Source organism: Paraburkholderia sp. SIMBA_030, from assembly GCF_046535245.1.
Taxonomy (GTDB): Bacteria; Pseudomonadota; Gammaproteobacteria; order Burkholderiales; family Burkholderiaceae; genus Paraburkholderia.
Genome location: NZ_JAWRXB010000020.1, coordinates 1 through 25,780, shown reverse-complemented (window position 1 = coordinate 25,780; position 25,780 = coordinate 1). Strand labels below are relative to the sequence as shown.

The following is a 25,780-nucleotide window of genomic DNA, read 5'->3' as shown; positions in this document are numbered from 1 at the left end:
ACGGAGAATCACCATGGCTTTCAACCTGCGCAATCGAAGTCTTCTGAGCCTGATGCATCACACCACCCGTGAGTTGCGTTATCTGCTGGATCTCTCGCGTGATCTGAAGCGTGCGAAGTACACTGGTACGGAACAACAGCACCTCAAAGGCGTCGATATTGCACTGATTTTCGAGAAAAGTTCCACGCGTACCCGTTGCGCGTTCGAGGTCGCCGCCCACGACCAGGGCGCCAATGTGACGTATATCGACCCGCATTCCTCGCAGATCGGTCACAAGGAGAGCATGAAGGATACAGCGCGCGTGCTCGGCCGCATGTACGACGCGATCGAATATCGCGGATTTAGCCAGGAGGTTGTGGAGGAACTGGCCCGCTACGCCGGTGTACCTGTCTTCAACGGCCTGACGGATGAATACCACCCGACCCAGATGCTCGCGGACGTGCTGACCATGCGTGAGAACACAGACAAGCCGCTGACGAACATCAGCTATGCGTATCTTGGCGACGCGCGCAACAACATGGGCAACTCGCTGCTGCTGATCGGCGCGAAACTTGGCATGGACGTGCGCATCGGGGCTCCGAAAGCTCTGTGGCCGCACGGCGATCATGTTGCGGCATGCCAGAAGTTCGCGGAGGAAAGCGGTGCGCGCCTGACGCTTACAGAAGATGCCAAAGCCGCGGTCGACGGTACCGATTTTGTACACACGGACGTTTGGGTGTCGATGGGTGAACCGTTTGAGGCGTGGGGCGAGCGCATCAATGCGCTTCTTCCCTATCAGGTCAACATGGAGCTGATGAAGGCCACGAAGAATCCGCAGGCGAAGTTTATGCACTGCCTGCCGGCCTTCCATAACAGCGAAACAGAAGTTGGCAGGCAGATTGCCGAAAAATATCCGGCACTCGCCAACGGTATCGAAGTCACAGAAGAAGTGTTCGAATCGCCGTTGAACATCGCATTCGAACAAGCCGAAAACCGTATGCATACTATCAAGGCGATTCTCGTCTCGACGCTCGCGGACCTGTGAGCAACCGTGAGCCACGCTCACCAACTCCGCCCTGGGGCTAGCCGGAGACACGGCAGCCCCAGCGCTGGATCCTGCATGCCCGAACCAGGGGGAAGATATGCGAATCGTGATTGCGCTAGGCGGTAACGCCCTATTGCGGCGCGGTGAACCCATGACGGCCGAAAACCAGCGAGACAACGTCCGGATCGCAGCAGAGCAGATTGCGCAGATCGCACCGGACAACGAACTCGTCATCGCACACGGTAATGGCCCGCAAGTCGGCCTGCTCGCCCTGCAGGGCGCGGCCTACAAGGAGGTGCCGGGCTATCCACTCGACGTGCTTGGCGCACAGACGGAGGGAATGATCGGCTATCTGATCGAGCAGGAGCTTGGCAACCTGCTGCCGTATGAAGTCCCGTTTGCGACGATCCTGACTCAGGTCGAAGTCGACGCGCAGGATCCAGCCTTCCAGCACCCCAGCAAGCCGATCGGTCCTGTCTATTCGAAGGATGAAGCGGAGCGCCTGGCGGCCGAGAAAGGTTGGAGCATTGCCCCCGACGGCGACAAGTTCCGCCGCGTCGTTGCAAGTCCGCGGCCGAAACACATTTTCGAGATCCGCCCGGTCAAATGGCTTCTCGAACGCAAGACCATCGTCATCTGCGCGGGCGGCGGCGGCATACCGACGATGTACGACAAGAACCGCAAGCTGTGCGGCGTCGAGGCGGTCATAGACAAGGACCTGTGCTCTGCGCTGCTCGCCCACGAACTCGAGGCCGAACTGCTGATCATTGCCACCGACGTGAATGCCGCGTATATCGACTGGGGGAAGCCGGAAAGCAAGGCGATTGCTCAAGCACATCCGGATGAACTTGACAGACTAGGGTTCGCGGCAGGTTCGATGGGGCCGAAAGTCATGGCCGCCAGTGAATTCGCCCGCACCACGGGCAAGGATGCCGTCATCGGCGCACTCTCTGACATCGTCGCCATTACCAAGGGAAGCGCCGGCACACGCGTGAGCACGGCCGTGCCCGGCATCCGCTACTATTAACAACGATTAACGGCTCCGAATCAGGGCGCAGGCGAAGACACCTCCGGCTGCGCCGATCTATCATTTCGGTCAGCCCCAACCTGCCCTACTTCGCACCGCCGGGCGTTACAGAAATTGCGACCGATTCTGTATACACCACCTCTACATGGTCACCCTTGCGGATATTGTTCAGCTGTTCGGGGTTTTCCACGATCAGGTCCACGTCGCTGCCTTGAGGTCCTTTCACTATGATGGTTTTTGACTTCGTGTTCACCGACACGACGTCTGCCATCACGGTCACTCGCGGCCGATCGTGCCGCCGGGCTTTTCCCGGGAGCCGCACGCTCCTGGATCAGGCGTTGCGTTCCCGAACGAGGACCGCTCGTTTTGGCAAGACTCACTGAGATCGCTTTCGTATAGGGGGCGTCTCAGAATTCGGAAAAAATCGTACGCTAAGCTGCTTGCAGGGGGCGTAGCTGTGATCTTCGGCGATAAATGGCGGGGAAACTCCAGCGCTATTTGACGCATAACGTCAGACCGGCTCTGCCTTTCGCCTTACTCGCATGATGGATTGCCGCGTTGTGGCGTAATCGCGCGCGAGCTGAGAGACGGATTCGCCCGCTGCCAAACGCTGCATGACTTCGGCCTGCTGCATAGCCGTCAACGCCGGAGGGCGTCCCATCACCGTTCCTTCTGCACGGGCGCGCACGATCCCGGCGTGAGTACGTTCGATCAGCAAGTCACGCTCGAACTCTGCAACCGCGATGAGAACGCCCATGGTCATCTTCCCGGCGGCACTTGTTAGGTCCACGCCTCCAAGAGCGAGACAATGGACGCGAACGTCATCAATCGCGAGGCGCTCTACCGTCGAGCGTACGTCCATCGCATTACGGCCGAGGCGATCAAGCTTCGTGACAATGAGCACATCGCCAGGTTCAAGTCGATCCAGCAGACGCGCGAAGCCTTCAACCGGGGGGGCCCGTCAGAATCCGGACGTTTTCGTACGCGCGGTCCAGGTGGCGTTCCGAATGTCGCTGATCGACCCAATTCCGCCCTTCAGTTTGTTTTTTTGAATGTTACCACCACGCTCAAAAGCGGCCGCCAGGAGGCTGATCCTGTAGTCAATCGAGAAAAGAAGCAGACGGATCGTCTGAGCGGCTCCGCGCAAGCGAAGGCCCCTGCGGGCTACGAAATATTCATCGGCCGCCGCACGGGCACGTCGTCCAATACCTGACGCAATCGAAGCCGTTCGTTTCATACGACCAAGGTCGGATTACTTTCCTGAAAAAATCGTGCAACCATCTCTTGCGCAAGCGGTCAGCTTGGCCGCGCTGAAAGAATTTCAGAGTGGGATGAGAGGTAAGGCTTTCGCGCTATTTCCTTGCGAAAGCTCCGCTCGTTCGCACAAATCGGGTGGCTTCTACAACGTAAGCTCATGAACCGGGCAATCGGGCACGTTCGGCACGGAGCACGACGTTCGGCGAGAGGCCGAACGCGTACCGAATGTTTCGAGACGCTGAGGCACGTTGACAGCGCACACAGGAGAGGCCGGAGGGACCCATGTGGATTAATGTGCTTCTTATCTTTGTTCCGATAGCGATTGCGCTGGAATTCCTCGCCGCCCATCAGTATGTTCTCGTTTTCATCACCTCCTCCCTGGCCATCCTACCCCTTGCCGGGTGGATGGGCCAAGCCACCGAGCAACTGGCGGATCGCATGGGCGAAGGCGTCGGGGGACTTCTCAATGCGACCTTTGGCAACGCCGCCGAGCTGATCATTGCGTTCGTCGCATTGCATGCCGGGCTCCATCAGGTCGTGGAAGCATCCATCATCGGTTCCGTGGTCGGGAACATCCTGCTGGTGCTCGGCGCCGCGATGCTGGCCGGAGGGGTACGCTATCCCGAGCAGCATTTCAATCCACTCGGCGCGCGCTCGCACGCGACGATGCTCATGCTCGCGGCCGTCGCGCTTGTTCTTCCCGCCGCCTTCCAGGCTGCAGCGGGCACGACATCGGTGATGCTTCACCGGCTCAGCGTCTCATTTTGCGTCGTGCTCCTTCTCCTCTACGTGCTGTACCTGGTGTTCTCGCTCATCACCCATCCCGGGCAGTTCCGGAGTTCCGACACGGCCGAGGACGGCCTGCCCGAAAAGGCCGAGGAGAAGGCGTCCCACTCGGTCAGCCGCGCGGTGGCGGTACTGGCCGCAGCCACGGTCGGGACCGCGTGGATGAGCGAAATCATGGTGGGCTCGATCGAACCCATGGTGCACGAGTTCGGCTTCAGCGACGTCTTCGTCGGCGCCTTCGTGGTCGCGATTCTGGGCAACGCAGCCGAGCATGCGACGGCGATCACCGCGGCATTGAACAATCGCCTGGACCTGTCGTTTTCCATTGCAGCCGGATCGAGCGTGCAGGTCGCACTTTTCGTGGCGCCCGTCCTCATCATCGCGAGCCATTTTCTCGGCCCGGCCCCGATGGATCTGGCCTTTCGTCCTGGCCTTATCCTGATCGTCGTCCTGTCCGTGCTGGTCACGGCGCAGATATCAGGCGATGGTCGCTCCGATTGGTTCAAGGGCGCGCAACTGCTGGTCGTGTATTTCGCCTTGGCTCTCACCTTTTTCTTCTTGCCGAGCTAAGGCGCGTACGGGTCATCTTGATGAGCGCAGGCGACGCGACGGACAAGACGTAATGAGCCGGGTCCCGGCGCGCCGCCTCGACTGCCTGCATCACAGGGGAATCGACGGTCAGAAAACCGCCCGGGAGCGGTCATCCAGCGGCCCAAGTCTAATGTCTGAAGATGGCTGGGGAGCATCGTGGCGATGCCGGTCCCGCGCCGTCGGGCGAGACATGACCGGTCGTGGCTTCGGCATGGGAATCCGCTCCCGGCGGCGCTGATTCGTGCCATCATGGACCGCGGCTAATGGATGCTCGCTTATCGGAGAAGGCTTGTTTGGGTCTGGCTCTCTACGAGCATGCGAAGGCGGCTTGGCGCGACAGCTGACCGCCGTTTCAACCAAGCACGGAGGAGCGTGAAAATGGTCGAATCAAGAAACGGACTTTGGAGGCGGACGGGCGCAATGCTGGCCGCCGCCGGACTCCTGGCGCTATCGGGCGCTGCCCTGGCCACCAACCAGTCGCAACAGCGCCAACAAGGCAGGAACGCAAACCAGGCTGCCAAACAGGAAGCGCGCTCGGGCAAGGTCGACTGCCGGGCCGCAAACCAGAAGAGCAACTCCCAGTGCCGGCAGGACAAGCGCGATACGAAGCAGGAAGGCCGCCAGGAAAAACGGGACATCAAGTACTGACGAAGAGTGCCGGTCGAATGCCGTGCCCGCCAGCAGCGAAGCATGCATCGGCCGCCCGGCGACCCTTATAGTGGGCGTGCCCGTTTCGCCCGGTGCAACGCCGCGTTGCGCTGTCTCTCTTTTCAGGCAGACCGTGTTGCAAAATCGAGTCGGCTGCCACCAGCGTCTTGCGATTTGAACGGCCGCCAAAACGCGATCAGAACTTGAAGGTCACATTCACGCTTGGGCCGCTAAAGCGCAGGGTTTGTACAAGTTGATTACCCTTGCCGTAAAATGCGAGGTACCGATAGAGCAGGCCGAAGTCGACCCGCTTTGCCGCGTAGGCCAGCCCTGTCAGCGCCTGCCATGTGAACTTTGAGGTGCCCGTCCCCACGTCGAGATAGAAAGGGATGTACCAGGCGCCGTCCCGAGTGATAGTTGCACGTCCGCGCACGCCCGCAAAACCATTGAAGATATTCTGCACCTGCGCAACATGAAAGTCCGAACTGGCCTCGGGTATCGAGCCAACTGTCGCACCGATTGCGGCGTCGAGTGTTCCTTTCACACCAAGATAGCGCATCCCCGCGATCGCATCGACGTGTCCCCATTCCTGCCGCAAGACAGTGCGACTGCCGCCCAGTTGGACCAGCGTTCCCGCGAAACTCGTCTGAACGTCCTGTTGTGTTTCACGCGTGCCGAGGACACCACTCGTCGCATTGACAGAGCTCTCATGCCGGCCGAAGTTAAGGTAAATAGTGTCGGCGAAAACACTCCACTCACCCTTGCGCGCCTCCCCCTGCAGCATCAAAGCGAATCTGAGGTTCTGCAGATAGTTGTACGGCCCGCTAGACGCGTCGGCGCCGCCGCCGGGCACCGTGAACCGCAACGTCCCGTTCACGGTGGGCAACCACAGGTAAGGCCCCACTGCGATCTGCCACTGCGCGCCGGCGTCGCTCGGAAGAGAGGCGGTCGCGGAAGCCCAGCCACTTATTGCAGCCGTCGTTAACGCGGCGATACATTTTGACCGTCGAGCCATGGTGCTCATCTCCTGTCTCTTCGCGGGATAGCGCCCGTTGGTTGGTATGACGCGGCATGGCATTCTGCGTGATGTGGGTTGCACGCCGTCGAGCTCCCAGCACCGGTGCTTTTTTGCGAAACCGCCTGCAGTACGGCGCGGAGTAGTTGCAGCTAGTAAAGAGATTCCGCGCAACAGAGACTGTGAAGGCATTTTGGATCAGAAGCAAGAAGCACGGGACGCTCGTCAATCCTATCGCAGGCCAGCGCATCCCGCCGCCCCTAACTGCCGCCCGCAATACATGGCCGGTTGCGAGCGAAACCTAAGACCGGAGTCGACCCGTTACGGACATACAGTTCGCGATTCCGTGGTGACTGTTCGCCAGCGGTGAGCGGACATTCACCATGCTCAGTGGGTATCGCACGAAAGTGCACTATGGTCAGCATCTTGGCCTACTCGATCAGGCGGTAGAAGCGTGAGCAATGCGGAGAATAGCAACGTTTCGCCCGGGATATATCGGCGCAGGAGATCGACGGGAAGCCGTCGTGTCCGGTGATGCGCGGAGACCTTCGCTGTGTCCTTCGTTCGAGAGGGGCGAGGGGGCATGGGTTTGTGGTGATGTATGCTTTAGGCCGTAGTGGCGGCACGAAGCACAGTTCGGGCGCGGCAGGGCTTTTCGCGAAAGCGTTTGCCGGGCGACCCGGCTCTCACAGGGGTGACCTTTCGGAAGGGACCTCCATGACCGCATCTTTGCAGTGTGAATCCAGCCGTGCCATGGTCTTCGCCAGACTGCCGGCTCGCGCTGTTTTACATGCAGGCGCGTGGCGCGCCATTAGGTGCGCCTGCTTATGGCTGTCCGTGACCAGCTTCCTCGTTCTGTCGACGGCAGCCATCAATCCGGCGGCAGCTGTGGCACTGCCTGCCGGGCTGGAAAACCTCATCAACAATGTGACGGGTGGTTCCGCGCCGCCAGCCTCGGCGGCGCAGGCTGCATCGGCACCATCGCCTGCCAGTCAGGCCGAACTGGCGCGCTCGCTCGACAGCCTGATCGGCACGCTCGAGAGCGTTCCTCAACGCAAGGCGCTGGTCGCCCATCTGAAGGCGCTTCGTGAAGGTACCCAAAGTGCCGCACCCGCTGCGCCAGCATCGTCCGGACAAGGTAACAGCGATCTGCTCGGCGTGATTGCGTCAGGCATTGCGTCTGTCGAGACGGATCTGAGCGAGGGCCGCACACCCTTGCATTACTGGGCGGCCCGCGCGAGCGCGGCGGCCAACGAACTGTGGACCATTCTCAGAGGCGGAAGCGGGGACTCGTTCGGCCAGGTTCTGCTTGGCATGATCGCGACGCTTGCAGGCTGGGGCGCGTGCGCTGGCTTGCTGATCTATCTGCGGCGGCGCATCAGTGCGCGTTATGGCTGGAAGGTCGCGCTCGAACCGAGTCCAACCTCGTTCGAACTGTTGAGATTTGCATTTTGGCGGACGGGGCCATGGATCGTCGGATTCGTGGCGGTGGCGCTGTTCATGCGGGGAATGCCTGACGCGCTCGGCAGCACGCTGGGGCTTGTGATTGTCTACGCCATAGTCGCGGGCTCGATCTTCTCGGCGATCTGCCTGATCGTGTTCTCGGCGTTCAACACGGCACACCGGCGTGTCGCAGTTCATCAACTGCTCGCGCAAAGCCGCTGGCCGCTTTTCGCGATTGGCGCATGTGGTGCGCTCGGTGACGCGACGGCCAATCCGCACGTCACAGGCCTGCTCGGCGTGAATCTCGCCGGGCTCGTGTCGGCATCCGCAAACGTGGCGGCGGCCGTCCTGATCGGTTATTTCGCACTCGCTTACCAGCGCCCCGTAACGCATCTGATACGCAATCGCCCGTATGCGCGAAGGCGTGACCACAAACTCGCCACGGAAGCGCTCGATATCCTCGCATCGTTGTGGCACATTCCGATCCTTTTAATCGCGATCGCGTCGGTCGTCGCGATCATTGACGCGCGTGGTTCGGAAGAGAACGTATTACAGCCGTCGCTTCTCAGTGCGCTGTTACTCGTGCTCACGCTGTTCGTGTCGGCGCTGCTGATGCACGTGACGCGTCGAAGGGACACCCGCGCACACCGCCGCGCGCCGCACCTGATGAGACTCTTGCGCTTCGCGAGCACGCTGCTCGTCCTTCTGATGTGGCTCGCGTTCATTCAATTCGAAGTGGACCTGTGGAGCGGTCCGATCGCGCGGATGATCAAGCACAGTGCGATGACACCCAGTTTCAAGCACGCGCTGGTTACAGTCATCGCGACGGTCTTCGGCGCCTGGTTCATATGGATACTTTGCGACACCGCAATTCTCAACGCGCTGGGCCCGAGCAGTTCGCGGAACAAGGCACTCGACCCCGGCGTGCGCGCACGCACGATGTTGCCGCTCGTTCGCAACGCAGTTTTCACGACGATTGCGACCCTCGCCGCCATCACTGCCGCCGCCACTCTGGGCGTGAATCTGACGCCTCTCCTTGCGGGTGCTGGCGTGATCGGTCTTGCAGTCGGCTTCGGGGCGAAGGCGCTCGTCACCGATCTGATCACTGGGCTCTTCATCATTGTCGAGGAGACGATCTCTGTTGGTGACTGGATTGAGATTGACGGCAGCCACGCGGGCACCGTCATGGACCTGACGATCCGGACGGTCCGGTTGCGGGACGGACAAGGCGCGGTTCACACCATTCCCTTTTCGCAGATCAAGATTGTGAAGAACCTGTCGCGCGACTTCGCCAACGCGCTATTTGAGGTACGGGTGCCGTTCTCCGTTGAGCTCGATGAGGTCACACGCATGATTGTGGAAGTGGGCGCCGAGCTGCAGGTAGACTTTCGCCTGCGCGACGAGATACTTGCGCCGATCGAAGTGTGGGGGCTCGACCGCTTTGAGGCCAACTGGATGGTTGTGAAAGGGCAGATCAAGACGCGTCCGCTTCAGCAGTGGAGCGTGGCGCGCGCTTTTAACGCGCGGCTCAAGCGCAAGATGGACGAGGCGGGCATTGAGATTCCGGTGCCGCATATGCGGCTTCACACCCCGCCGAACGGACCAAACGCATGGTCGCAGCCTGACGATGGCGCCCAGGACGAGAGCGGACAAGCGATCGATGCAAACAGTGAGGCCGCACGCCGGCTGGCTAGCACCGCGCCGTTGGAACTGCGGGTGCTCAAGGAGTCACCCGGGACGCAGCCACCGGCGGCCCAGAAAGGTTCCAAATCGTCGACCAATTCCCCCGGGAGCGATACCGAACGTCCCTGAGACGCGCGGGACCTCATCCGGGTGTATCAGTCCGGCTGGGCACAGGTTGAAGCGGTAGACACCCAGGCCTCCTGCCGTTCGCTCAGGCTTGCGGAAGTCAGCAAAGAAGTCCTGGCGGCTGCACTTCACATCGAGGAGCAGGGAAGCGCTGGCGCGAAACCCGATGACATCCGCCTGCTCGCGCGACCCATACGCGCGCAACTCCGCGGCGACCACAGGAAGCTCCAGCCGCTTGACGTGGCGCGCACCCAGTTCGACAAGCGGGCGGTGGGCTTCGAGCGGCCATTGCACGATCTACGGTGCCGGGAGCCGGGGTCTGGGCATATGGCGATCCGGACTAGAAGCGATTTCATGGTTCGCTCCTTCGGCCGTGCCGAGGTTCATGCGCTGCACGATTGCCACGCAGATATCGAATGCACGCGTGTCGTCGGTCATCTTCGGCGCGCCGTCGGCCGACAGGCGCTGAGCGATGTCGTGAATCTCCTCAAGTTCCTCGTCGGTCGCCCACTTCAGGAATTGCCCGAGCTCGCGGTCCACTGCGGCCTCGTCGTAACCTCCGGCCGCCCTGCCGAGGTATTGGGAAAATTAAATAGAGGAAGAAGCAACAGCTGGATCGACCACGTGGTGTGAAGTACGCCGATAGTTACACTGCACATCCATGCAGTATCTGGAGGGCGCGATCGTGGGGTTGTTCCAAGAGCCGAATCCGGGCCGTGAGTATCGATGGTGTGAGCACCTGGTGGGCCAACAGCCGACGGTGCGAACGCGGTGTGCGTTCCTGACTATCCACTGCTCCAGGCCAAAGCGTCGCCTGAGGCTGGGTGTACTTTTTTGGATTGTGCCACAGCCACCGATGACGCAGAAAACGAGAGGTCCAACGTGTGTTTTTGGCGGTGAGTCCTACGAAAGTGCTACAGACGCCGCGCAGCCCTACGCCCGTGGCTGGGTTGAAGCGATTCGGGATCCACTTGTGTGGCCGCATTGCTACATGAAGCGGTCATAGACGGCATGCTGGCGAATGACGGTTGATGGCCGAATCCGGAAGTACGCGGTCAGCCCGAACAGCGCGGGCCTCGGGCGAAAGCTGAACTTCCGTAGCCGACCCGCTAGGCAGCGGCTCCAACAATGCTATTACTTGCGGTGGACCGCGGTGAGTGTATTTCGCGGCGCGTGATCAGCGATTTCGGGGAAACGTGATCCAATCGGCCCTGTCGCGTAAATCGTGTGTGAGGGCATAATGGGCCCACCGAACCTGAGCATCGTGCCCGCAGCCCGGCGAAGCGCAGTCGAATAAGACTACAGCGCGTCTATGGCCGATTGGCAATCGACGAACGTATGCGCGCGCCCCTCTGCGTATCGTACTGCCTCGTCAGTGGACAAAAATTCAACCGATTCGGCAAAACGTGCAATCACGTTTGCGTGGATGAAGGGCTCCCGCCTATACACGTACCACGCGACTGAGTAACGCCGCTCGGCACCGTTGAACGACACGGATTGATTCTCGGTTACCTCGACGTAAACGCCGTGCCCCCGATACGGTTCGCAAGAATGGCCATACATATTTCCTCCCCAGCATCTGCGCACTGGACAAGTTAGGGTACGCAACAAGCATTCCAGGACGTTCGTTCTTTACAGAATGCGGCTAGAACCCGGTCTTGCAGCCGTAGTGGCGTTTTGGAGCCTGATGCGCCTCTGACAGAATTGACCTATGCTGGTTGGGTGCGGGAGGGAGAGCACCTATGGTTAAAGAACGCCGTCACAGCTGACATCCCAAGGAACTGAAGCTCAGGCTGGTATGGGTGAGCATGTTTCCCAAAGACGGGAGATATGTCAGGCCACGCCAACACATGGGCGAGTACACCATTCGAAAGCTTGGGGCGGCAGATAGATCTGTACCTTGAGGACAGTGCAACTACAGATAGCGTAGCGGAAGCCAAAGCTGCCAAGCTCGTCCAGCAAGATCAAGTCGATGTGATCTTCGGTGGCATTTATAGCTCCACGAGGCAGGCTATCAAGCGGTCCGCTGTAGTGAATGGCAAGAAGCTTTATATTTACCCAGAGCAATACGAGGGACAGGAATGTGACCCGCTCATCTTCTGTACCGGCCCGGCGCCGGCGCAGCAGGTTGAACCTCTCATACCGTGGTTGATGCAAGAAACGGGTGCGAAGAAATTCTACATGCCGTCAGCTGACTATATTTGGCCACACACGATGAATAAGAAGGTTCGCCAGGTTGTCACGGCTAACGGTGGCGCGATAGTCGGAGAGGAGTACTTTCCCCTTGATCACACTGATTACAGCAAGACTATTGACAAGATCACGTCCAGCGGTACGCAGGTGGTATTCAATACGACCGTGCCCCCTGGGCTCACACCATTCCTCGAGCAGCTTTACGATTCTGGCTTTACGAAGCGAGGTGGATGCATAGTCTGCACGTATTTCGACGAGAACTTCCTGAACCTGGTGCCAGCCGCACACGTGGAGGGTCTGTACAGTTGCCTCGATTACTACCAAAACGTCAGCGATTCCTTCAGTAGGACATTGATCGATCAGTACGACAAGCTCTACCCAGGCAATGCCAGGTTCACTGCTGGAAGTGCGTGTTCAGGCACGTACCGAGGCCTGAGGCTCTGGGAGGCTGCTGTGAATGAGGCAGGCTCGCTAAGGCAGGAAGATGTCCTTAAGGCACTAGACCACGCAAAGATCGCTAAGGGCCCGGGTGGTCCAGCTGAAATGGTTCCCGGCCAGCATCACGTTCGAATGAACATGTACATTGCCCAGGCAGTAAACGGCAATTTCAGGATCGTCAAGAGCCTTGGGGTCATTGATCCGAAGGAGTGCATGCCAGGCATAGATTGAGCAGCTCAAGAGGACTACTGAGAATTGATCCGGTGATTGGATGATGGCGAGGCGTCCATTTTTGGAAATGATTCACGCGGCGACTGCAGGATCAGACCGGGCAAAACGCCCACACCACCGGTATAGGGCGCGATGAGCTTTAGCGCGACGGGAACGTCCGCTGCCAGAGTGGCCCGGCCATTCACGCCAGCTTTCCGGGGGCTGCGGTTCGGCCGAGGCCGACAGTCGCCAGTCAGGAACGTGCGGCCATTCCAGGTCGCTTTGCCGACATTCGCGACTCGGCACCGGCGAGCATCAGCTTTCCTTATTGACCAGTCAGTCTTCCCGGCCAACAAAAGACATCAACCTTCGGTCTTATCGCGACATTCAGGCGGCGAATTCGACGTTGTGTGGTATCGATCTCGATGGTTCAGGGCTCGGGGCTCGCGTCCGTCCCGGAGGCCCGCGCCAGTGCTTGCGTGTCGATATATTCCCGGATATTCGTCAGTTTGCCATTTCGAACGGTAATGGCGAATACCCAGTCGTCCTTGAACGTCCTGTTGGTGGCTTTGATTTTCCCCATAGCGACGCCGACGACCAGAACCCGGTCTCCCTGCGCCACGAATTCGGGAGGCTTCGGATACGTCATTTCCACCTCGTCGGAAGCCTTCTGAAGCACTTTCGCCAATCCCGCGTGCCCGCGGTGCGTGCCGGCCAGCGGCCAGTCTTCGCCCGGAATGATCCACTCAATATCTTCGGCAACCAACGCCAGCAGACCTTGCTTATCGCCGCTGCCTATCGCTGTGAAGAAATCCTTCACGATCTGAATATTCTCTTCGATGCTCATTGAATCTCTCCATTTTTTCCTTTTATCGGATCGTGTCCGATCTAATCGGCTACCTTGTGGATTTGCCGGCGAGGACGTGGCGCCAGATGAGCGGAGCGTGGCTCACCGCTCGTCGCGCTCGCTTCAATCAAACTGTGGTTGGACCTTTATCCACGAGGCGGGATCGCATCGAAATTTGCGACCACGACTCATCAGTCGAACTTGATCAGGTCCTTAAAGATCAGTTGCCCCCAGCTATTTCCACGCGCCTGCACAAGCAGTCCACCTTCCGAAAGCGCACCAAGTTTGATCGGCGAGAAACCGAGATTTTCCGCAAGCGCACCGATCTCCGTTGCGGCGCCGTCATCGTCGCTCGCCAGGAACACGACTCTCCTGCCACCGTGTACGGCCGGATCCTGGTCCAGGACGGCAGCGCCCAAATGATTGAAGCCCTTAACCAGTCTTCCACCAGTGAAGGCCTGCGCGACGGCCCTGGAAGAAGGTTGTCCACCCAGTTCCTCAGGGGGCACGCCGTAGGCATTGGTGACATCGACGATGGTCTTGCCCTTCCAGGTAGGCAGCGCCTTCGCGACATCCCGGTACGACTCGAAACGGACAGCCAAAAAGACGATGTCCGCCTTGACCGCTTCCGCCAGTTTTTTGGGAATGATCTCGGGTCCGATCGCGGCCGCAGCGGATGCAAAGCTTTCCGGGTCGCGAGTGGTTGCAACGGATACTTCGATGCCGCTTCGGGCAAACGCCCTGGCAAGCGCCTGGCCGATCTTGCCGAAGCCAATAATTGCGTAGCTCATATATTTTCCTTCGGTGTGCGACGCCCTACGGGCTCCGAATATCGAATGGAGTGACCGGCGAGCGTAGCGTGTCAGAGTTGCGCAAGGCCGCCGTCAACGGCAACCTCGCTGGCGGTCATGAAACTGCTGTCCGGCGACGCGAGAAAGGCGGCCGCCGCTGCGATCTCTGCCGGATCGGCCATGCGCTGGAGCGGAGTCATCGAGGCGAAGACCTTCTGGCCTTCCTCGCCTAGCGCTTCCTTCGCGAGTTCGGTCGCCGTCGCCCCGGGTGACAGCACGTTGACCCGGATGCCGGTGCCCTTCAGGTCCTCCGCCCAGGTCCGTGCGAGGTTGCGCACTGCCGCCTTGCTCGCGCTGTAGGCGCTCATTGCCGGGGCGCCCGTGGTGCCGGCGCTCGATCCGGTCAGGATTATCGAACCGCCCTTGCCCATCAGCGGCAGCGCCTTCTGTACCGTGAAGATCGTACCCTTTACGTTGGTGTCGAATGTTTCGTCGATGTGCTCGGCGGTGATCTTGCCTAGCGCAAGCTGGCCTCCCGCCCCGGCATTGGCGAAAACGATGTCGAGGGCTCCGCGCTCGGCCTTCACCGCCGCGTAGACTCGGTCGAGGTCGGCCAGATCGGAGACCGAGCCCTTCACCGCGCGGGCATTGGGTCCGAGGTCGGCAACAGCGGCCTCGAGTGCTTCCTGCCGCCGGCCGAAGATGAAGACGAAGGCGCCCTCCTCGATGAAGCGCTTTGCTGCGGCGCGGCCGAAGGGCACTGACCTCTCGATCTACAGTCAGGACGAACTCGATGCCATCGCCGACAGCCTCAACAGCCGACCTCGCGCTACCCATGCATTTCATTCGCCATTCGAGGTCTTCGAACGTATGCTCGCAACCGCTTCGATAACCTCAGCTTCCATTCATTAGCCCCTGTTGCGCTTCACTCTTGAAACCGCCCAGCATTTATGTGAAGCGCAAATGGTGACCGTCTGTGCGCCATCGCATCCGCTGGCCGCAATCGCGGGGCCGATCCCGCGGGAGGAATTTGGCCGGCACATCCAGCTCGTCGTAACCGACAATCAGCCCGATGCGGAAAAGACACAACAGGGGGTCGCCGGTGAACGCCAGTGGCTGGTGAATGACCTCGGCGCGAAGCACGATTTGCTCAGAGGCAGCTTATGCTGGGGGCACATGCCGCATCACGTGGTTGCGGAAGACCTCGCGAACGGAACACTTGTCGAACTCCAACGGCGCGCATGGCACATGCGCGCCCTCACGTTTATGATCTCGCAGCGGCGCGGGTACTCGTTTTCCGAATGCGAGACGCGGCTGGTTGCGCTCCTTGGCAATCGTCATCGCTTTTCAAAGGGTGCCAGCAAGCGCTCCGTCTCACGCGCAGGCAAAAAAGCGTGAAGGGCCGCTACGCGTGAGCAACAGCCAGCAAGGCCTGCTGCTCCTCGACGGATGTCCGCAAGGTAGATAAACGGCTGGTGCGTTCTGAAATCTTCAACGGCTGCAACGGGTCGCGAAGACTCATTCACTCTTGTCGGACGCCGACGTTCACCACCACCGGACCGCCAACGACTGCAAAGGGACGAGCAGCCGCCGCGCGGCGCCTGAAGGGTGACCGTGGCTAAGGCCGAACCGCGCGCGTAGCTCGTCTGTCCATTTCCGGCCATCTCCCGCCGTTCGCCGGTCGCCCAGAGAGACACTCAAACGGCGGCTTCACACGGATAACTGCCCTTCGCTTACCCACGGTGTAGGTCGCGTCGTCGGCCGAGGACCATGCCGCTCGCGCGGTAAGCTTATCGAAAGGCGTAGACCTTGGATAAAACGCAACGATTCCTTCGGTAAGGGAATGTCCACTACCAACTATTCACAAAAAGCGATGTGCTCCGCCAGCTGAATGAGACCAAGGTCCAATATCGGCATCCGCACGGGTCCCCTATTCTGTCTCTTTGGCACGGGCGTTTGATTGCCCGTTTCTGGTCTCGGTCTGCGGAAATCAGGAACGAGGTCATTGTTCGGAAGCGGTAATCGCGACGATTTCTCTCGCTGATGATCATTTAATGACTGTGTACCCGGAGGAAGAGATGGCAAAGGTACTGGTTTTGTATTACTCGATGTACGGACACATCGAAACGATGGCCAACGCGGTGGCGGAGGGCGCCCGGGCCGTGCCTGGCACCGAGGTAACGCTCAAGCGGGTGCCTGAAACGATCCCCGACGAGCAGGCGAAAGCAACCGGCGTCAAGCTGAACCAGTCAGCGGAAGTCGCCACACCGGACGAACTCGCGGGGTATGACGCGATCATCTTCGGAACGCCCACGCGATTCGGCAACATGGCAGGCCAGATGCGGACCTTTCTTGACCAGACGGGTGGTCTATGGATGAAAGGCGCCCTCGTCGGCAAGATCGGCAGTGTGTTCGCGTCGACGGGCACACAGCACGGCGGCCAGGAAACCACGATCACCTCGTTTCATTCCACGCTCCTGCACCAAGGGATGGTGATCGTCGGCGTGCCGTATGCGTGCAGCGGGCTGACCAACATGAACGAAATCACGGGCGGCACGCCTTATGGCGCAACCACGCTCGCGGGCGCAGACGGCAGCCGACAACCCTCTCCTAACGAGCTCGATATTGCCCGGTATCAAGGCAAGCACGTCGCCGAACTGGCGGCGCGGCTCTTCCATTGAACACTGCGCAATCAAGACGAAGATGCCGGGGCGCGTCAGCGCGGCTAGAGGAGCGCGTCTGACCGCCGCAGGCATCTCACATAACTAACACGATCGAATATGCGGTGAAAATGACCATGCGATACTTCTCTCTCGAACAGCGCAAAGACGAAGTCTTTCTGGTAGCCCGCCTGCTGCTGATGGTTCTGTTTGTCTATTTTGGCTGGCAAAAGCTGACCGGCTTCTCCGGCACAGCCGCCTATATGACATCGGCGGGGGTGCCTGCGCCGACACTCGCCGCAATCATCGCGGTCGTCATGGAATTCGTCGCGGGCATCGCGATCGTCGTAGGCTTTTATACCCGTCCGATCGCGCTGCTGCTTGCGCTCTATACCCTCGGCACTGCATTGATCGGCCATCACTACTGGACCATGACGGGCATGGAGCAGTATGCGAACATGATTAACTTCTACAAGAACATCAGCATTATCGGCGGCCTGCTTCTTCTATGCGCAACGGGTCCCGGGAAATACTCGCTCGACAGGAAATAGTGATGTAGCGCAAGTGCGCAGACGAAGCGCGACTTATCAAGACCGAAGAACGATTCGTCGATCGACGACTTCATACTTTCCCGTCAGCGGAGACAGCGCGCGACCCGGCAAACGCGAAGCCGCAATCACTTTGGGCCTCCCACTGCTAACGACTGCACGCATTCGTCCACGCTCAACTCGGTATTGGTGAGGCCTTCTCGCGGAAAAGCGGACGGAATCCAAAAGTCGCAAGGTAGACACAACCGTGTCAGCTACGCCGACAAAGAATGACGCGCGCAGAATTGCGCTTACGGTTCGCGCCAGCGACAGAAGTTCTTCGCGGGCGGGTTCGGTGGAGCACCAGAAGTCCATCACCATCCCGACCGTGTTGCCGACCTGCATCTCGTTGACGACAGGTCCCCTCGACAGTTTGCCAAACGTGGAAAGGTCAGCGTTCGGGTATTCAAACGGAGAGTGGTATGAAAAAGCTCATACTGCCAGTCCTGCCCCTGATACTGTGGGGTATCGGTACAGCGCATGCCCAGAGCAGCGTGACCCTGTTTGGCGTGCTCGATGAAGCATTGCAGTTCGTGCACAATGCCAATCCGCACAACGACAACCTGTGGAAGCTGGCAGGCAGCAATCTGCACGCCAACCGCTGGGGACTCCAGGGTAAGGAAGACCTGGGTGGCGGGTTGACGGCCATTTTCAAGGTGGTTGCCAGCTTCAATATCAACACCGGCGCGAGTTCTTCGTACCAGACTGGATCCAAGCTGTTCGGCAGCGAGGCGTGGGTCGGAGCAAGCGATACCCGCCTTGGCACGCTGACGTTCGGGCGCCAGTATGATCCCGTCGTCGACCTCGTCCAGCCGCTGACGGCCGACGATATCTTTGGCGGCACGTTTGCCACGCCCGGCGACGTTGATAACAACGACAACAGTTCACGCACCAACAACGCGGTCAAGTATGCATCGCCGGTGCTGGACGGCTTCCAGTTCGAAGCGATGTACGCGTTTGGGGGCGTGGCCGGTTCGACGGGCTCGGGACAGACCTGGTCAGCTGCGGCAACCTGGGGAACGGGACCGTTCAGCGTCGCGGCCGGGTACATCCGCATGGACAATGCATCGACGCTTGCCGGCCGGGGATTCGTTCCAGCCACTCCGGGCGCGGCCGGTACACCGCCGGGATGGGGCACAGGCGTGACGTCGGACGCCACGTTCATATCGATCATCAACATTGCGTATGCATCCGCCAAATCGGTCGGTATCGGTTCGGTTGCTGCGCAGTATGTGACGGGGCTTTTCACATTCAACGCACGCTATAGCAATGCCACGTACAAGCCCGACGGTTTTTCGGCTTTCGCTTCGACGGAGCGCTTCAACGTGGCGGCCGGTTACGTTGGCTATCAGGTAACACCCGTCACATTGCTTGGCGCCGGATACACCTATACACACGGAGCGGGCGACACATCGGCGACGTACAACCAGGTCTCGCTGGGCGCGGAGTACAGTCTGTCGAAGCGCACGGGTGTCTATCTGATCGGCGCTTACCAGCATGCGAATGGCACCCAGCGCATCGACGCGACACATACGGTCACGGCAAACGCATCAGTCGCCAGCTATGGGTACTCATCGGGATCGAGCTCGCAGGAAGTGATCAGCCTGGGCATCCACCACAAGTTCTAGCCAGCTGCCATTGAGTCTGAAACGACCTCCACGGCGAGATCGCGGCTTCGTCAATCTCGCGACGAGCAAGGACTGATATTGCCAGGGGCAGCATGCGTCGCAAATCCGCTAGAACATGCCGCGTCGGCTTTGGATCGCCAGGTGGATCAGTAAGCGCTTGCGTCCGGAAGGTGAAGGTTCTGGCGTCGACGCAGCCTCGAACGTCGATGTGTTCTTTGCAGTGTTCATTTCGATGCTTCCTGTTTACCTAGCTAGGGGTGCACGCTCAACAGGCGGTTCGCAAGCAGACGCAATGAACGTCTTAGATGCACTCGGAAGCTGTCATTCGGACCTCAAGAATGCGAACGACCGGAGAGGGTCGGCTACGGTCTTCTGCGCGATGGGCAGCTTGGGAGTTCATGCGTGCGGCGGCATCGGGCGGAGGTCGGCCATCTACGGACGTTGGTTCGCGGCTTCGCGGGAGCGTTCAAATGTCGGCTACGCGCCAGACAGCGGTCCTTCGTGTACAGAACATGTCAGTCATGTCTGCGGATCAGCCTTCTAAGGGAGGCCATTCTCACGACGGCTAGCCCATAGATCCGAAAAGACATTTATGCAGCAGAGCTTTCACGCACCCTCACCGCACCCGTGCGGCAAGGCGTGCAATCATCCGATCAGCCATCGCGCGGTCGATGACTTCGCATGAGCGGTTCGTGCGCTCATAGGCAAACATGTCGCCAGTCGTGATGTCGAAGCACCCGCCGCTCAATACCACTGCCCCGGCCGTGACCTGCTGGCGGACGATCGGGTATGTCATCGGGTGCTCAAGCTGCACACGTACGTTGAGTTGCGACAATTGATCGTGCGGTTTCAGCCTGTCATTGAGCGGACCTTCTTGTTCGAGACGAAACGCTGCGTCCGCGACGAAATCACCGACTTGCGGCACGAATTCGATGACGGCGTTAGCGCGCCGTGCCTCGGCCACCAGCCTTTCCAGGTTCACGCCAGGTCTGCGGAAACGATGTCACCGACGAACGACCGCGCCCCAATCATGGACAGCCCGAGGAAGCCGGTTTTCGGATCGAGCATCCCTTCTATCATCATCCATCTGCCCATCACTTCAGTCAGCGGTTTGACCATGGCATAGACCGCAACTGCAATGAGCGGCACCGTCCACAGCGACGATCTCAGGTAGCTCGTCAAGCTATACCAGCGATTCCAGTCCATGTTCGCCGTCTCCCTACGATCGCGCGCTAGCGGACGAGCGATCACGCTCAGTGCTGGTCGACGTAGTCGTCGACTGCACTGCCCACGGTAGGATGAAATCGCTCATCGCCGACGATGTCCAACATTTTGAAACGTCTGAGCTTGTCGCGCACCGGGTATTTCATTTCGGCGAAGTGCAATGCGATATCGCGCTCGCCCAGTATTCGAATCAGTTCCCGTAACATGTCCGCTGAGGTCACGTCGATACTGGTTACGGGTTCAGCGGCCACTACGATCCTGCGCACGGGCGTCGATGACTCATCGACGGCTTTCAGCAGGCATTCCTGGAAAAGCTCGGCATTTGCAAAGAACAACGGCGCATCCCAGCGAAACAGCAGCAGCCCCGGAATCCGCGTGGCATGTGGATAGCGCTTGATGTCATGGTAGCCGCGCAGATCTTCCACACGCCCGAGAATGGCGTAATGGGGACGCCAACCGTCCCAGAGAAACTCGATGACCGCGATCACGATTGCAATGCAGATGCCGGGAATCGCACCGAAAACGGCGACGCCCGCGAAGCAGACAACGGAGAGCCAGAACTCCCATTGCTGGATTCGATATCCTCCATCGCCTGGCTGGCGCGATCGACCTGCCGCGCGCCCGTTTCGACGCGGCCCAGCGAATCCGTAATCAGCTCCTTGATTTCCCGCAACGCGGTGGCGCTGCGCTGGGCCAGCGAGCGCACCTCACTGGCGACCACCGCAAAACCGCGCCCCTGCTCGCCGGCGCGCGCTGCTTCGACGGCCGCGTTCAGGGACAGGATATTGGTCTGAAATGCGATCCCTTCAATCACGCTGGTGATTTCCGCAATCTTGGTGGATGCGTCGGACAGACCCCGGATCGTCTGGACGACTTCCTGCGTCGCCTGATTGCCCTGCTCGGTCAGCAGCGCCGTACTCGTCACCACCTGGTTGGCCTGCTTCGCGTTGTCGGCGTTCTGGCGGACCGTCGACGTCAGTTCCTCCATGGACGAGGCAGTTTGCTCCAGCGAGGCGGCCTGCTCTTCGGTCCGTTGCGACAGGTCCAGGTTGCCGGCCGAGATTTCCTGCGCGGCGATGTCGATCGACCGGGAGCCGTCCCGTACGACACTGATCGTCTGCACCAGTTTGCGTTGCATCGCCTGCAGGCCGGCCATCAGCTGTCCCATCTCGTCGCGCGTGCGAACCGCCTCGGAAGAGGCCAGCTGGTTGGAATACAGCTCCTGCACATCGGCGTTGCTCATCGAGACGCCGACGACGCCCATGACGCCGCCCAGGATCAGCAGCACGCCGAGAAAACCCATCGCCAGTGCCAGGCGCCCACGGATACTTAGATTCTTGAACATGGAAGCATTAAAAGGGGAGGCAAGAAGTAGGAAGCGGACCAGCGCAAGCGCACGATTGATAAAAAATAATCCGGTGACTGGACTTAAGGCAAAATAAACGCGGAAGTCAGCGCGACCGGCGGCATCGCACCGCTTGCGTTGCGCCAGTCGGACACCTGGAGATGCGCTATGGAAAACCTCCCGAGAAACTGCTCGACGCTTGCTGCGTTGGCGCTCCTGCTGACTGGATGTGCCGCTGCCGGCGTGCCACAAAGTGGGCCACATCTGAGCCCAACAGAGTGCCGTGACCTTGCCGCGCTTAGAAGCAACGCGCCTCCGACAAGGGCGCAACAACAAAGCGAGCTCTCGGCCCTGAGGAAAGCGGGCTACAACCCGTCACCATGGAACGACGACCCAAAGTTCCCAGAGAATCTACACGCCGCGCAGCGCCTGGTCGACCATTGGTTCGAAACGGATTGCCAGCAGTTTCAACCCGGGTGAGAAGCCCCGTAGCCACTACGGACCTCTTCAGACTTAGCGCGCAGCAACCGTGCGTGCATTGCAGCGCAGCGGTGTGCCGCCAACGACCCGGAGCCACCTTCGCTTCGCTCATCATCGGGATGATCCGGTCTAACAGGGACCGCTGCGTTGTATCAATGCGGTTTATGACGCTGCACCGGATTCAGGCAGCGCGGATGCTCACGTGCACAGAGCATGGCGAAGGTTCTGGCCGGTGAAATCCCCGACGGTCAGAACTCGTGTTGGATGGGCCGGGCGCTTTATCAGGACGCCTGGCTTCTTTTCAGCCGCCGTCGTCCTCGCAGCCGTCCGCATTGCCACGCCTTCTGATTGGGCATCGACAAGCAGCACTTGCGAATTGAATGGCCGGCCTGAGTGCAACCGACGCCTGTGTCTGAGCGAATGACGCTTCTTAGCCGAACCCGGTTCGATGCAGCCGCTGCTGAATGTTGCGGCATAGGATAGGTTGCGTCGGGCGGAGACCGACCCGTCTGAGTTGCTGGGGAACGAACTGCAGACGTCCGTTTCAGGACTGATTTGAGGCGGTCGCTTCTGTGGGTTCGTCCCGTCGGTCCTGCGATGACCCTGCTAGCATCACGCAGTTTCTTCCGTTGGCTTTTGCGGCATAGAGCGCTGCGTCGGCTCTCGCCATCACTGAGACAAGGGTATCGCAGGCACCGAACTCGTCGACGCCAGCGCTGAGTGTGCATACAACATCACTGGCCGGAGCGTGCGAAACAGACGCTGCGACGATTGCGCGTAACCGGTTTGTTAGGCGCGCGGCGTCCTCTTTCCCAGTCAGTGGAAGCAGCAGCGCGAACTCCTCACCGCCAATGCGACCAAGGACATCGGTTTGCCGTGTTTCGCCCGATATTGTCGAAGCGACATGTGCAAGGACCCGGTCACCAACTGCGTGTCCGTATCTGTCATTGATGCCCTTAAAGTTATCAATGTCCAAAATAGCGATAGACAGCTTCGACTTTGCCGTCTTTGCCTGGCCAAACAACGCCTCGGCCCGTGCGATGAAAGCCCGCCTTCCGAGCACGCCCGTCAAATCGTCGATGGTAGCCAGTCGCTCCATCCGCTCCGCTAGCCGGTCATGAGCCAGCATAACCATACCAATTGACAGGCATGGCAACGTCAGTATCACCATGCCGAGAAACGCAACGTTTATCGGCGTCGCCTCCAGAAAAGTAGTTTCATGCGCCAGACCGAGTCCGTATGCGATACAACGGACTGCGTGGACAACTGCCCCCAGGACTGCGGCAACAGACACGAAGTGGTAGCTATATTTGGGTCGGCCCGCCGGTCGGTACCGCTGCACCACCCAACCGATAACAAACCGTACATAGGCTAGAAATCCCGATATCACCGCAACTCGGGCATCAACGTGAGGCGATACGTAGGTCCAATAGACGAGTCCAGGCAGTATTGCACCGAGAGCGCCATATTCCCACATAGACGATGGCCGCAGATGAAAGAATCGTCGGAAGCCCTGAAGCGCCAGGAGCGATGCCACAACCAGCAATGCGCTCGCGCCCGTTTCGACAGTATCAGACCTTCGCAAAAGGATGAGAGTAGCCGTGACAGCCACCAGACCACTTGCCACACACCAATGGCGTATCCCAGGGATTTGTGCCTGAAGCAGCGAGCCAAGAACGGCGACGCTCATTAGGCAAGACAGAATCGCGATGCCGATAAGAGCGGTCGGGGTAGACATGGCGGCTTGACAAAAAAGACTGCGATTCGTGAGGGCACTGGCGTGAGACGAGGTCACGCAGCCACATCGGCGATTTTCGCTCAAAACGCATATCGTACCGGAAAAAATTTCGTCGCCAGTACAATCCGGATGTCATATTTCCGCAACTTTCGTCTTTGTGATCGGCAGCAAGTCATCGGTAAGCGGACGCCCAGCCGCTATGCGTGAGCGTCGCTTCATGGCCGATTGTCCGCATTCAGCCTCCTGCACCGTAAGCCGCCGCTCAAAAAAACATTCCGCCGGCCATTGACGGCTTTGTGGCGTCGTGGCTCGGCGGGTGCAACCGGCCAACTACAGCCGTTCGCCTTCGTGCTTAGACGGCCATTCAAACGGCCGCTCCGCTCAAACAACGGTCCTTCGCGTTGGGACCGGGGCGAACGGCTTATCGGCCGAAGCGTACGCTCGTCTGCATATGCTCGTGCACTCGTGCGAACGTCGGCTTTCTGGTCTCCAGCTTCTCGCGAGCTCACGGGCGCAACAATACGCGACCGAAGGCGCGCCGGCTCAGCACATATTGATGCGCTTGTTCGGCTTGCTCCAGTGGAAACACCTGATCGATGACGACTCTCAGTTCACCACGAGCGGCAGTCGCGAGAATTTGCTGCACCTGAGCGTGGACGCGTTCGTGCTCTCGGTCAAGGGAGCTGGGGAAGTACACGCCGTGCAAGCTGTTGTTGCCTCGCCAAAGCGTGACGGGGTCGAGCTTTTCATTGTCGCGGCCCGAGACGCCCACAGTGATGGCACGCCCGCCATAGGCCAGTGACTGAATGCTGCGAGTGAGGTTCTTCCCTGCGATGCTGTCCAGAACGACGTCGGCTCCTCGTCCATTGGTATCGACCATCACCTTCTCGACAAAATCGTCGTTTTTATAATTGATGCCCAGGTCCAGGCCGAAAGGCTTGAGTTGTTCCAGGCGGGAATCGTCGGAAGCTGTGGCCAGAACTCGGGCTCCGGCACGCTTGGCGAGCTGGATCGCCGCCAGTCCCAACGCACCCGCCCCCGCGTGAATCAGCACAGTTTCAGCCTGCTTGAGCTTACCGGCGGTAAACAGGCACTCATACGCCGTACCCCACGCAACCGGGATGGCGGCGGCCGTATCCAGATTAAGGTTTTCCGGGATAATCCATGTGTCCGCTGCAGGAGCCGCTGCATATTGCGCATGAGAGCCCCAACTGAGAATGGCGACGACCCGATCACCGACACGCCGGTTACGCACATCGCGACCTGCTTCGGTGATAGTGCCCGCACATTGGTACCCGACGACGTGGGGCACGCGGGCGAGTGGGCGAATCTCGCGGTTGACGAGATCACCACCCTCGATCGAGATTGCTTCGACGCGTATCAGGACTTCATCAGGCCCGCAGACCGGTTCGGCAACATCTTCATAACGGAAAACCTCGGGTCCGCCATTCTGATAGTAGACAGCAGCTTTCATCTCTTGCTCTCCTCGAAAGAGACAATGGGATCTACTGCGCAGGCACCGGCACGATCGATGCGACACGCCAGCCTTCGGAGGTTCGGACAGCAACTTCATAGACGAGGAACGGGGCGGTCCTGGCCGACGCTTCCGAAGCGCCGAGCGTAATCTGCGTAGGGGCGTACACTTCGGCAACGTCTGGGGTCAGAGGAACAATCTTGATGCTCTCGACGTTAGCTGATGCCAGTACGCGCTCGAACGCCACGATGTCATGCGCCGTGGCGGCAGCGGCCTGCCTGAGAAAGACTTCTTTGACCTCTTGCCTGTCTGCGTCGGTGAACTAATGGGTTGCTGCAACCTCGCCCGGACCTGTTGGGTAATGGCGACCATTTGGCGTTGCGAACGGCCACTATAGAGAATTTTGAATGGCTGTTGTGGGTCGCGTGCTGCCGATCGCAGCCTTGTGAGGTTCAGGCCGCGTATGCTCATTGCATGAGGCTGCACCCGGCCAGTAGCTGTCGTTGGCTGCGTCGGTGATGTCGCCATTCGAGCGACGGCAGATATTCAACCCGCTTGTCATTGA

Annotated in this window: 20 protein-coding genes and 5 pseudogenes; 13 read left to right on the top strand and 12 right to left on the bottom strand. The window is 59.7% G+C overall.

Going from position 1 to position 25,780, the window contains the following annotated elements; translation table 11 throughout:
- The first annotated feature begins 13 nt into the window (after nucleotides 1-13).
- Together SB772_RS29365 and arcC are read left to right on the top strand one after the other, a co-directional pair.
- The gene (locus tag SB772_RS29365; RefSeq protein WP_410836671.1) at nucleotides 14-1,024 is read left to right on the top strand and encodes an ornithine carbamoyltransferase; all 1,011 of its coding nucleotides are present in this window, start codon (nucleotides 14-16) and stop codon (nucleotides 1,022-1,024) included.
- A 97-nt stretch (nucleotides 1,025-1,121) separates the two neighbouring features.
- Entirely contained in the window at nucleotides 1,122-2,051 is a 930-nt protein-coding gene (arcC, locus tag SB772_RS29360; RefSeq protein WP_410836670.1) for a carbamate kinase, read from the top strand.
- Between the two features lie 85 nt (nucleotides 2,052-2,136).
- Here the strand turns inward: arcC and SB772_RS29355 are convergent, their stop codons facing one another.
- Both SB772_RS29355 and SB772_RS29350 read right to left on the bottom strand, forming a co-directional pair.
- Nucleotides 2,137-2,322 (bottom strand): hypothetical protein, encoded by a 186-nt coding sequence (locus SB772_RS29355; RefSeq protein WP_410836669.1) that lies wholly within the window; start codon nucleotides 2,320-2,322, stop codon nucleotides 2,137-2,139.
- A 240-nt stretch (nucleotides 2,323-2,562) separates the two neighbouring features.
- A pseudogene (locus SB772_RS29350) lies at nucleotides 2,563-2,994 on the bottom strand (recombinase family protein); the annotation flags it as partial.
- Nucleotides 2,995-3,590: 596 nt separating this feature from the next.
- Between SB772_RS29350 and cax the strand changes: the two are divergent.
- Together cax and SB772_RS29340 are read left to right on the top strand one after the other, a co-directional pair.
- A complete protein-coding gene (gene cax / locus SB772_RS29345; RefSeq protein ID WP_410836668.1) occupies nucleotides 3,591-4,664 on the top strand; it encodes a calcium/proton exchanger in 1,074 nt (357 codons plus the stop codon).
- Between the two features lie 399 nt (nucleotides 4,665-5,063).
- Nucleotides 5,064-5,333, top strand: coding sequence for a hypothetical protein (locus SB772_RS29340; RefSeq protein ID WP_410836795.1), 270 nt, complete (start codon nucleotides 5,064-5,066; stop codon nucleotides 5,331-5,333).
- A gap of 196 nt (nucleotides 5,334-5,529) precedes the next feature.
- On the opposite strand, the gene SB772_RS29335 is transcribed toward SB772_RS29340, so the two are convergent.
- Nucleotides 5,530-6,357, bottom strand: a complete 828-nt coding sequence (locus tag SB772_RS29335; protein ID WP_410836667.1) for a hypothetical protein — start codon at nucleotides 6,355-6,357, stop codon at nucleotides 5,530-5,532.
- A gap of 708 nt (nucleotides 6,358-7,065) precedes the next feature.
- Between SB772_RS29335 and SB772_RS29330 the strand changes: the two genes are divergently transcribed.
- The 3 genes from SB772_RS29330 to SB772_RS29320 all read left to right on the top strand — a co-directional run bounded on the left by SB772_RS29330 (nucleotide 7,066) and on the right by SB772_RS29320 (nucleotide 12,462).
- On the top strand, nucleotides 7,066-9,603 hold the full coding sequence (locus SB772_RS29330; RefSeq protein WP_410836666.1) for a mechanosensitive ion channel family protein: 2,538 nt from the start codon (nucleotides 7,066-7,068) through the stop codon (nucleotides 9,601-9,603).
- Nucleotides 9,604-9,624: 21 nt separating this feature from the next.
- Nucleotides 9,625-10,233, top strand: a complete 609-nt coding sequence (locus tag SB772_RS29325; RefSeq protein ID WP_410836665.1) for a hypothetical protein — start codon at nucleotides 9,625-9,627, stop codon at nucleotides 10,231-10,233.
- A 1,197-nt stretch (nucleotides 10,234-11,430) separates the two neighbouring features.
- Nucleotides 11,431-12,462, top strand: a complete 1,032-nt coding sequence (locus SB772_RS29320; RefSeq protein ID WP_410836664.1) for a substrate-binding protein — start codon at nucleotides 11,431-11,433, stop codon at nucleotides 12,460-12,462.
- 409 nt (nucleotides 12,463-12,871) lie between these two features.
- Here the strand turns inward: SB772_RS29320 and SB772_RS29315 are convergent, their stop codons facing one another.
- From SB772_RS29315 to SB772_RS29305, 3 genes are all read right to left on the bottom strand, one after another.
- Complete coding sequence (locus tag SB772_RS29315; protein ID WP_410836663.1) at nucleotides 12,872-13,288, bottom strand: nuclear transport factor 2 family protein; 417 nt, start codon at nucleotides 13,286-13,288, stop codon at nucleotides 12,872-12,874.
- 191 nt (nucleotides 13,289-13,479) lie between these two features.
- On the bottom strand, nucleotides 13,480-14,079 hold the full coding sequence (locus SB772_RS29310) for an NADPH-dependent F420 reductase (protein ID WP_410836662.1): 600 nt from the start codon (nucleotides 14,077-14,079) through the stop codon (nucleotides 13,480-13,482).
- A 71-nt stretch (nucleotides 14,080-14,150) separates the two neighbouring features.
- On the bottom strand, nucleotides 14,151-14,840 hold the full coding sequence (locus SB772_RS29305) for an SDR family NAD(P)-dependent oxidoreductase (RefSeq protein ID WP_410836661.1): 690 nt from the start codon (nucleotides 14,838-14,840) through the stop codon (nucleotides 14,151-14,153).
- On the opposite strand from SB772_RS29305, the pseudogene SB772_RS29300 reads away from it, so the two are divergent.
- The 5 genes and pseudogenes from SB772_RS29300 to SB772_RS29280 form a co-directional block, all read left to right on the top strand.
- Nucleotides 14,830-14,991 (top strand): annotated as a pseudogene (locus tag SB772_RS29300) (IS30 family transposase); the annotation flags it as partial. The gene SB772_RS29305 and the pseudogene SB772_RS29300 sit on opposite strands and share 11 nt — an antisense overlap.
- A gap of 30 nt (nucleotides 14,992-15,021) precedes the next feature.
- Nucleotides 15,022-15,477: pseudogene (locus SB772_RS29295) on the top strand (LysR substrate-binding domain-containing protein); the annotation flags it as partial.
- Between the two features lie 680 nt (nucleotides 15,478-16,157).
- Complete coding sequence (gene wrbA / locus SB772_RS29290) at nucleotides 16,158-16,760, top strand: NAD(P)H:quinone oxidoreductase (RefSeq protein ID WP_410836660.1); 603 nt, start codon at nucleotides 16,158-16,160, stop codon at nucleotides 16,758-16,760.
- A 116-nt stretch (nucleotides 16,761-16,876) separates the two neighbouring features.
- Nucleotides 16,877-17,290, top strand: a complete 414-nt coding sequence (locus tag SB772_RS29285; protein WP_410836659.1) for a DoxX family protein — start codon at nucleotides 16,877-16,879, stop codon at nucleotides 17,288-17,290.
- A 458-nt stretch (nucleotides 17,291-17,748) separates the two neighbouring features.
- Nucleotides 17,749-18,954 carry a porin gene (locus SB772_RS29280; RefSeq protein ID WP_410836658.1) on the top strand — a complete coding sequence of 402 codons (1,206 nt, stop codon included), beginning with the start codon at nucleotides 17,749-17,751 and terminating at the stop codon, nucleotides 18,952-18,954.
- 616 nt (nucleotides 18,955-19,570) lie between these two features.
- Here the strand turns inward: SB772_RS29280 and SB772_RS29275 are convergent.
- The 4 genes and pseudogenes from SB772_RS29275 to SB772_RS29260 all read right to left on the bottom strand — a co-directional run.
- Nucleotides 19,571-19,852, bottom strand: a pseudogene (locus SB772_RS29275) (carbonic anhydrase); the annotation flags it as partial.
- Between the two features lie 80 nt (nucleotides 19,853-19,932).
- A complete protein-coding gene (locus SB772_RS29270; RefSeq protein ID WP_410836657.1) occupies nucleotides 19,933-20,160 on the bottom strand; it encodes a hypothetical protein in 228 nt (75 codons plus the stop codon).
- Between the two features lie 47 nt (nucleotides 20,161-20,207).
- Nucleotides 20,208-20,759 (bottom strand): annotated as a pseudogene (locus SB772_RS29265) (STAS domain-containing protein); the annotation flags it as partial.
- Entirely contained in the window at nucleotides 20,663-21,523 is an 861-nt protein-coding gene (locus SB772_RS29260; protein ID WP_410836656.1) for a methyl-accepting chemotaxis protein, read from the bottom strand. The pseudogene SB772_RS29265 and the gene SB772_RS29260, both read right to left, overlap by 97 nt.
- Before the next feature lie 168 nt (nucleotides 21,524-21,691).
- On the opposite strand from SB772_RS29260, the gene SB772_RS29255 reads away from it, so the two are divergent.
- Complete coding sequence (locus tag SB772_RS29255) at nucleotides 21,692-22,003, top strand: DUF4148 domain-containing protein (protein ID WP_410836655.1); 312 nt, start codon at nucleotides 21,692-21,694, stop codon at nucleotides 22,001-22,003.
- A 544-nt stretch (nucleotides 22,004-22,547) separates the two neighbouring features.
- Here the strand turns inward: SB772_RS29255 and SB772_RS29250 are convergent.
- Together SB772_RS29250 and SB772_RS29245 are read right to left on the bottom strand one after the other, a co-directional pair.
- Entirely contained in the window at nucleotides 22,548-23,741 is a 1,194-nt protein-coding gene (locus tag SB772_RS29250) for a GGDEF domain-containing protein (RefSeq protein ID WP_410836654.1), read from the bottom strand.
- A 505-nt stretch (nucleotides 23,742-24,246) separates the two neighbouring features.
- Nucleotides 24,247-25,215 carry a quinone oxidoreductase family protein gene (locus SB772_RS29245; RefSeq protein WP_410836653.1) on the bottom strand — a complete coding sequence of 323 codons (969 nt, stop codon included), beginning with the start codon at nucleotides 25,213-25,215 and terminating at the stop codon, nucleotides 24,247-24,249.
- Nucleotides 25,216-25,780 lie beyond the last annotated feature (565 nt).

What these genes read in the sequence shown, in the direction of transcription:
- SB772_RS29365 (WP_410836671.1), top strand. Translation starts at nt 14, where the DNA reads ATGGCTTTCAACCTGCGCAATCGAAGTCTTCTGAGCCTGATGCATCAC.
- arcC (WP_410836670.1), top strand. Translation starts at nt 1,122, where the DNA reads ATGCGAATCGTGATTGCGCTAGGCGGTAACGCCCTATTGCGGCGCGGT.
- SB772_RS29355 (WP_410836669.1), bottom strand. Translation starts at nt 2,322, where the DNA reads ATGGCAGACGTCGTGTCGGTGAACACGAAGTCAAAAACCATCATAGTG.
- cax (WP_410836668.1), top strand. Translation starts at nt 3,591, where the DNA reads ATGTGGATTAATGTGCTTCTTATCTTTGTTCCGATAGCGATTGCGCTG.
- SB772_RS29340 (WP_410836795.1), top strand. Translation starts at nt 5,064, where the DNA reads ATGGTCGAATCAAGAAACGGACTTTGGAGGCGGACGGGCGCAATGCTG.
- SB772_RS29335 (WP_410836667.1), bottom strand. Translation starts at nt 6,357, where the DNA reads ATGAGCACCATGGCTCGACGGTCAAAATGTATCGCCGCGTTAACGACG.
- SB772_RS29330 (WP_410836666.1), top strand. Translation starts at nt 7,066, where the DNA reads ATGACCGCATCTTTGCAGTGTGAATCCAGCCGTGCCATGGTCTTCGCC.
- SB772_RS29320 (WP_410836664.1), top strand. Translation starts at nt 11,431, where the DNA reads ATGTCAGGCCACGCCAACACATGGGCGAGTACACCATTCGAAAGCTTG.
- SB772_RS29315 (WP_410836663.1), bottom strand. Translation starts at nt 13,288, where the DNA reads ATGAGCATCGAAGAGAATATTCAGATCGTGAAGGATTTCTTCACAGCG.
- SB772_RS29310 (WP_410836662.1), bottom strand. Translation starts at nt 14,079, where the DNA reads ATGAGCTACGCAATTATTGGCTTCGGCAAGATCGGCCAGGCGCTTGCC.
- wrbA (WP_410836660.1), top strand. Translation starts at nt 16,158, where the DNA reads ATGGCAAAGGTACTGGTTTTGTATTACTCGATGTACGGACACATCGAA.
- SB772_RS29285 (WP_410836659.1), top strand. Translation starts at nt 16,877, where the DNA reads ATGCGATACTTCTCTCTCGAACAGCGCAAAGACGAAGTCTTTCTGGTA.
- SB772_RS29280 (WP_410836658.1), top strand. Translation starts at nt 17,749, where the DNA reads ATGAAAAAGCTCATACTGCCAGTCCTGCCCCTGATACTGTGGGGTATC.
- SB772_RS29270 (WP_410836657.1), bottom strand. Translation starts at nt 20,160, where the DNA reads ATGGACTGGAATCGCTGGTATAGCTTGACGAGCTACCTGAGATCGTCG.
- SB772_RS29260 (WP_410836656.1), bottom strand. Translation starts at nt 21,523, where the DNA reads ATGTTCAAGAATCTAAGTATCCGTGGGCGCCTGGCACTGGCGATGGGT.
- SB772_RS29255 (WP_410836655.1), top strand. Translation starts at nt 21,692, where the DNA reads ATGGAAAACCTCCCGAGAAACTGCTCGACGCTTGCTGCGTTGGCGCTC.
- SB772_RS29250 (WP_410836654.1), bottom strand. Translation starts at nt 23,741, where the DNA reads ATGTCTACCCCGACCGCTCTTATCGGCATCGCGATTCTGTCTTGCCTA.
- SB772_RS29245 (WP_410836653.1), bottom strand. Translation starts at nt 25,215, where the DNA reads ATGAAAGCTGCTGTCTACTATCAGAATGGCGGACCCGAGGTTTTCCGT.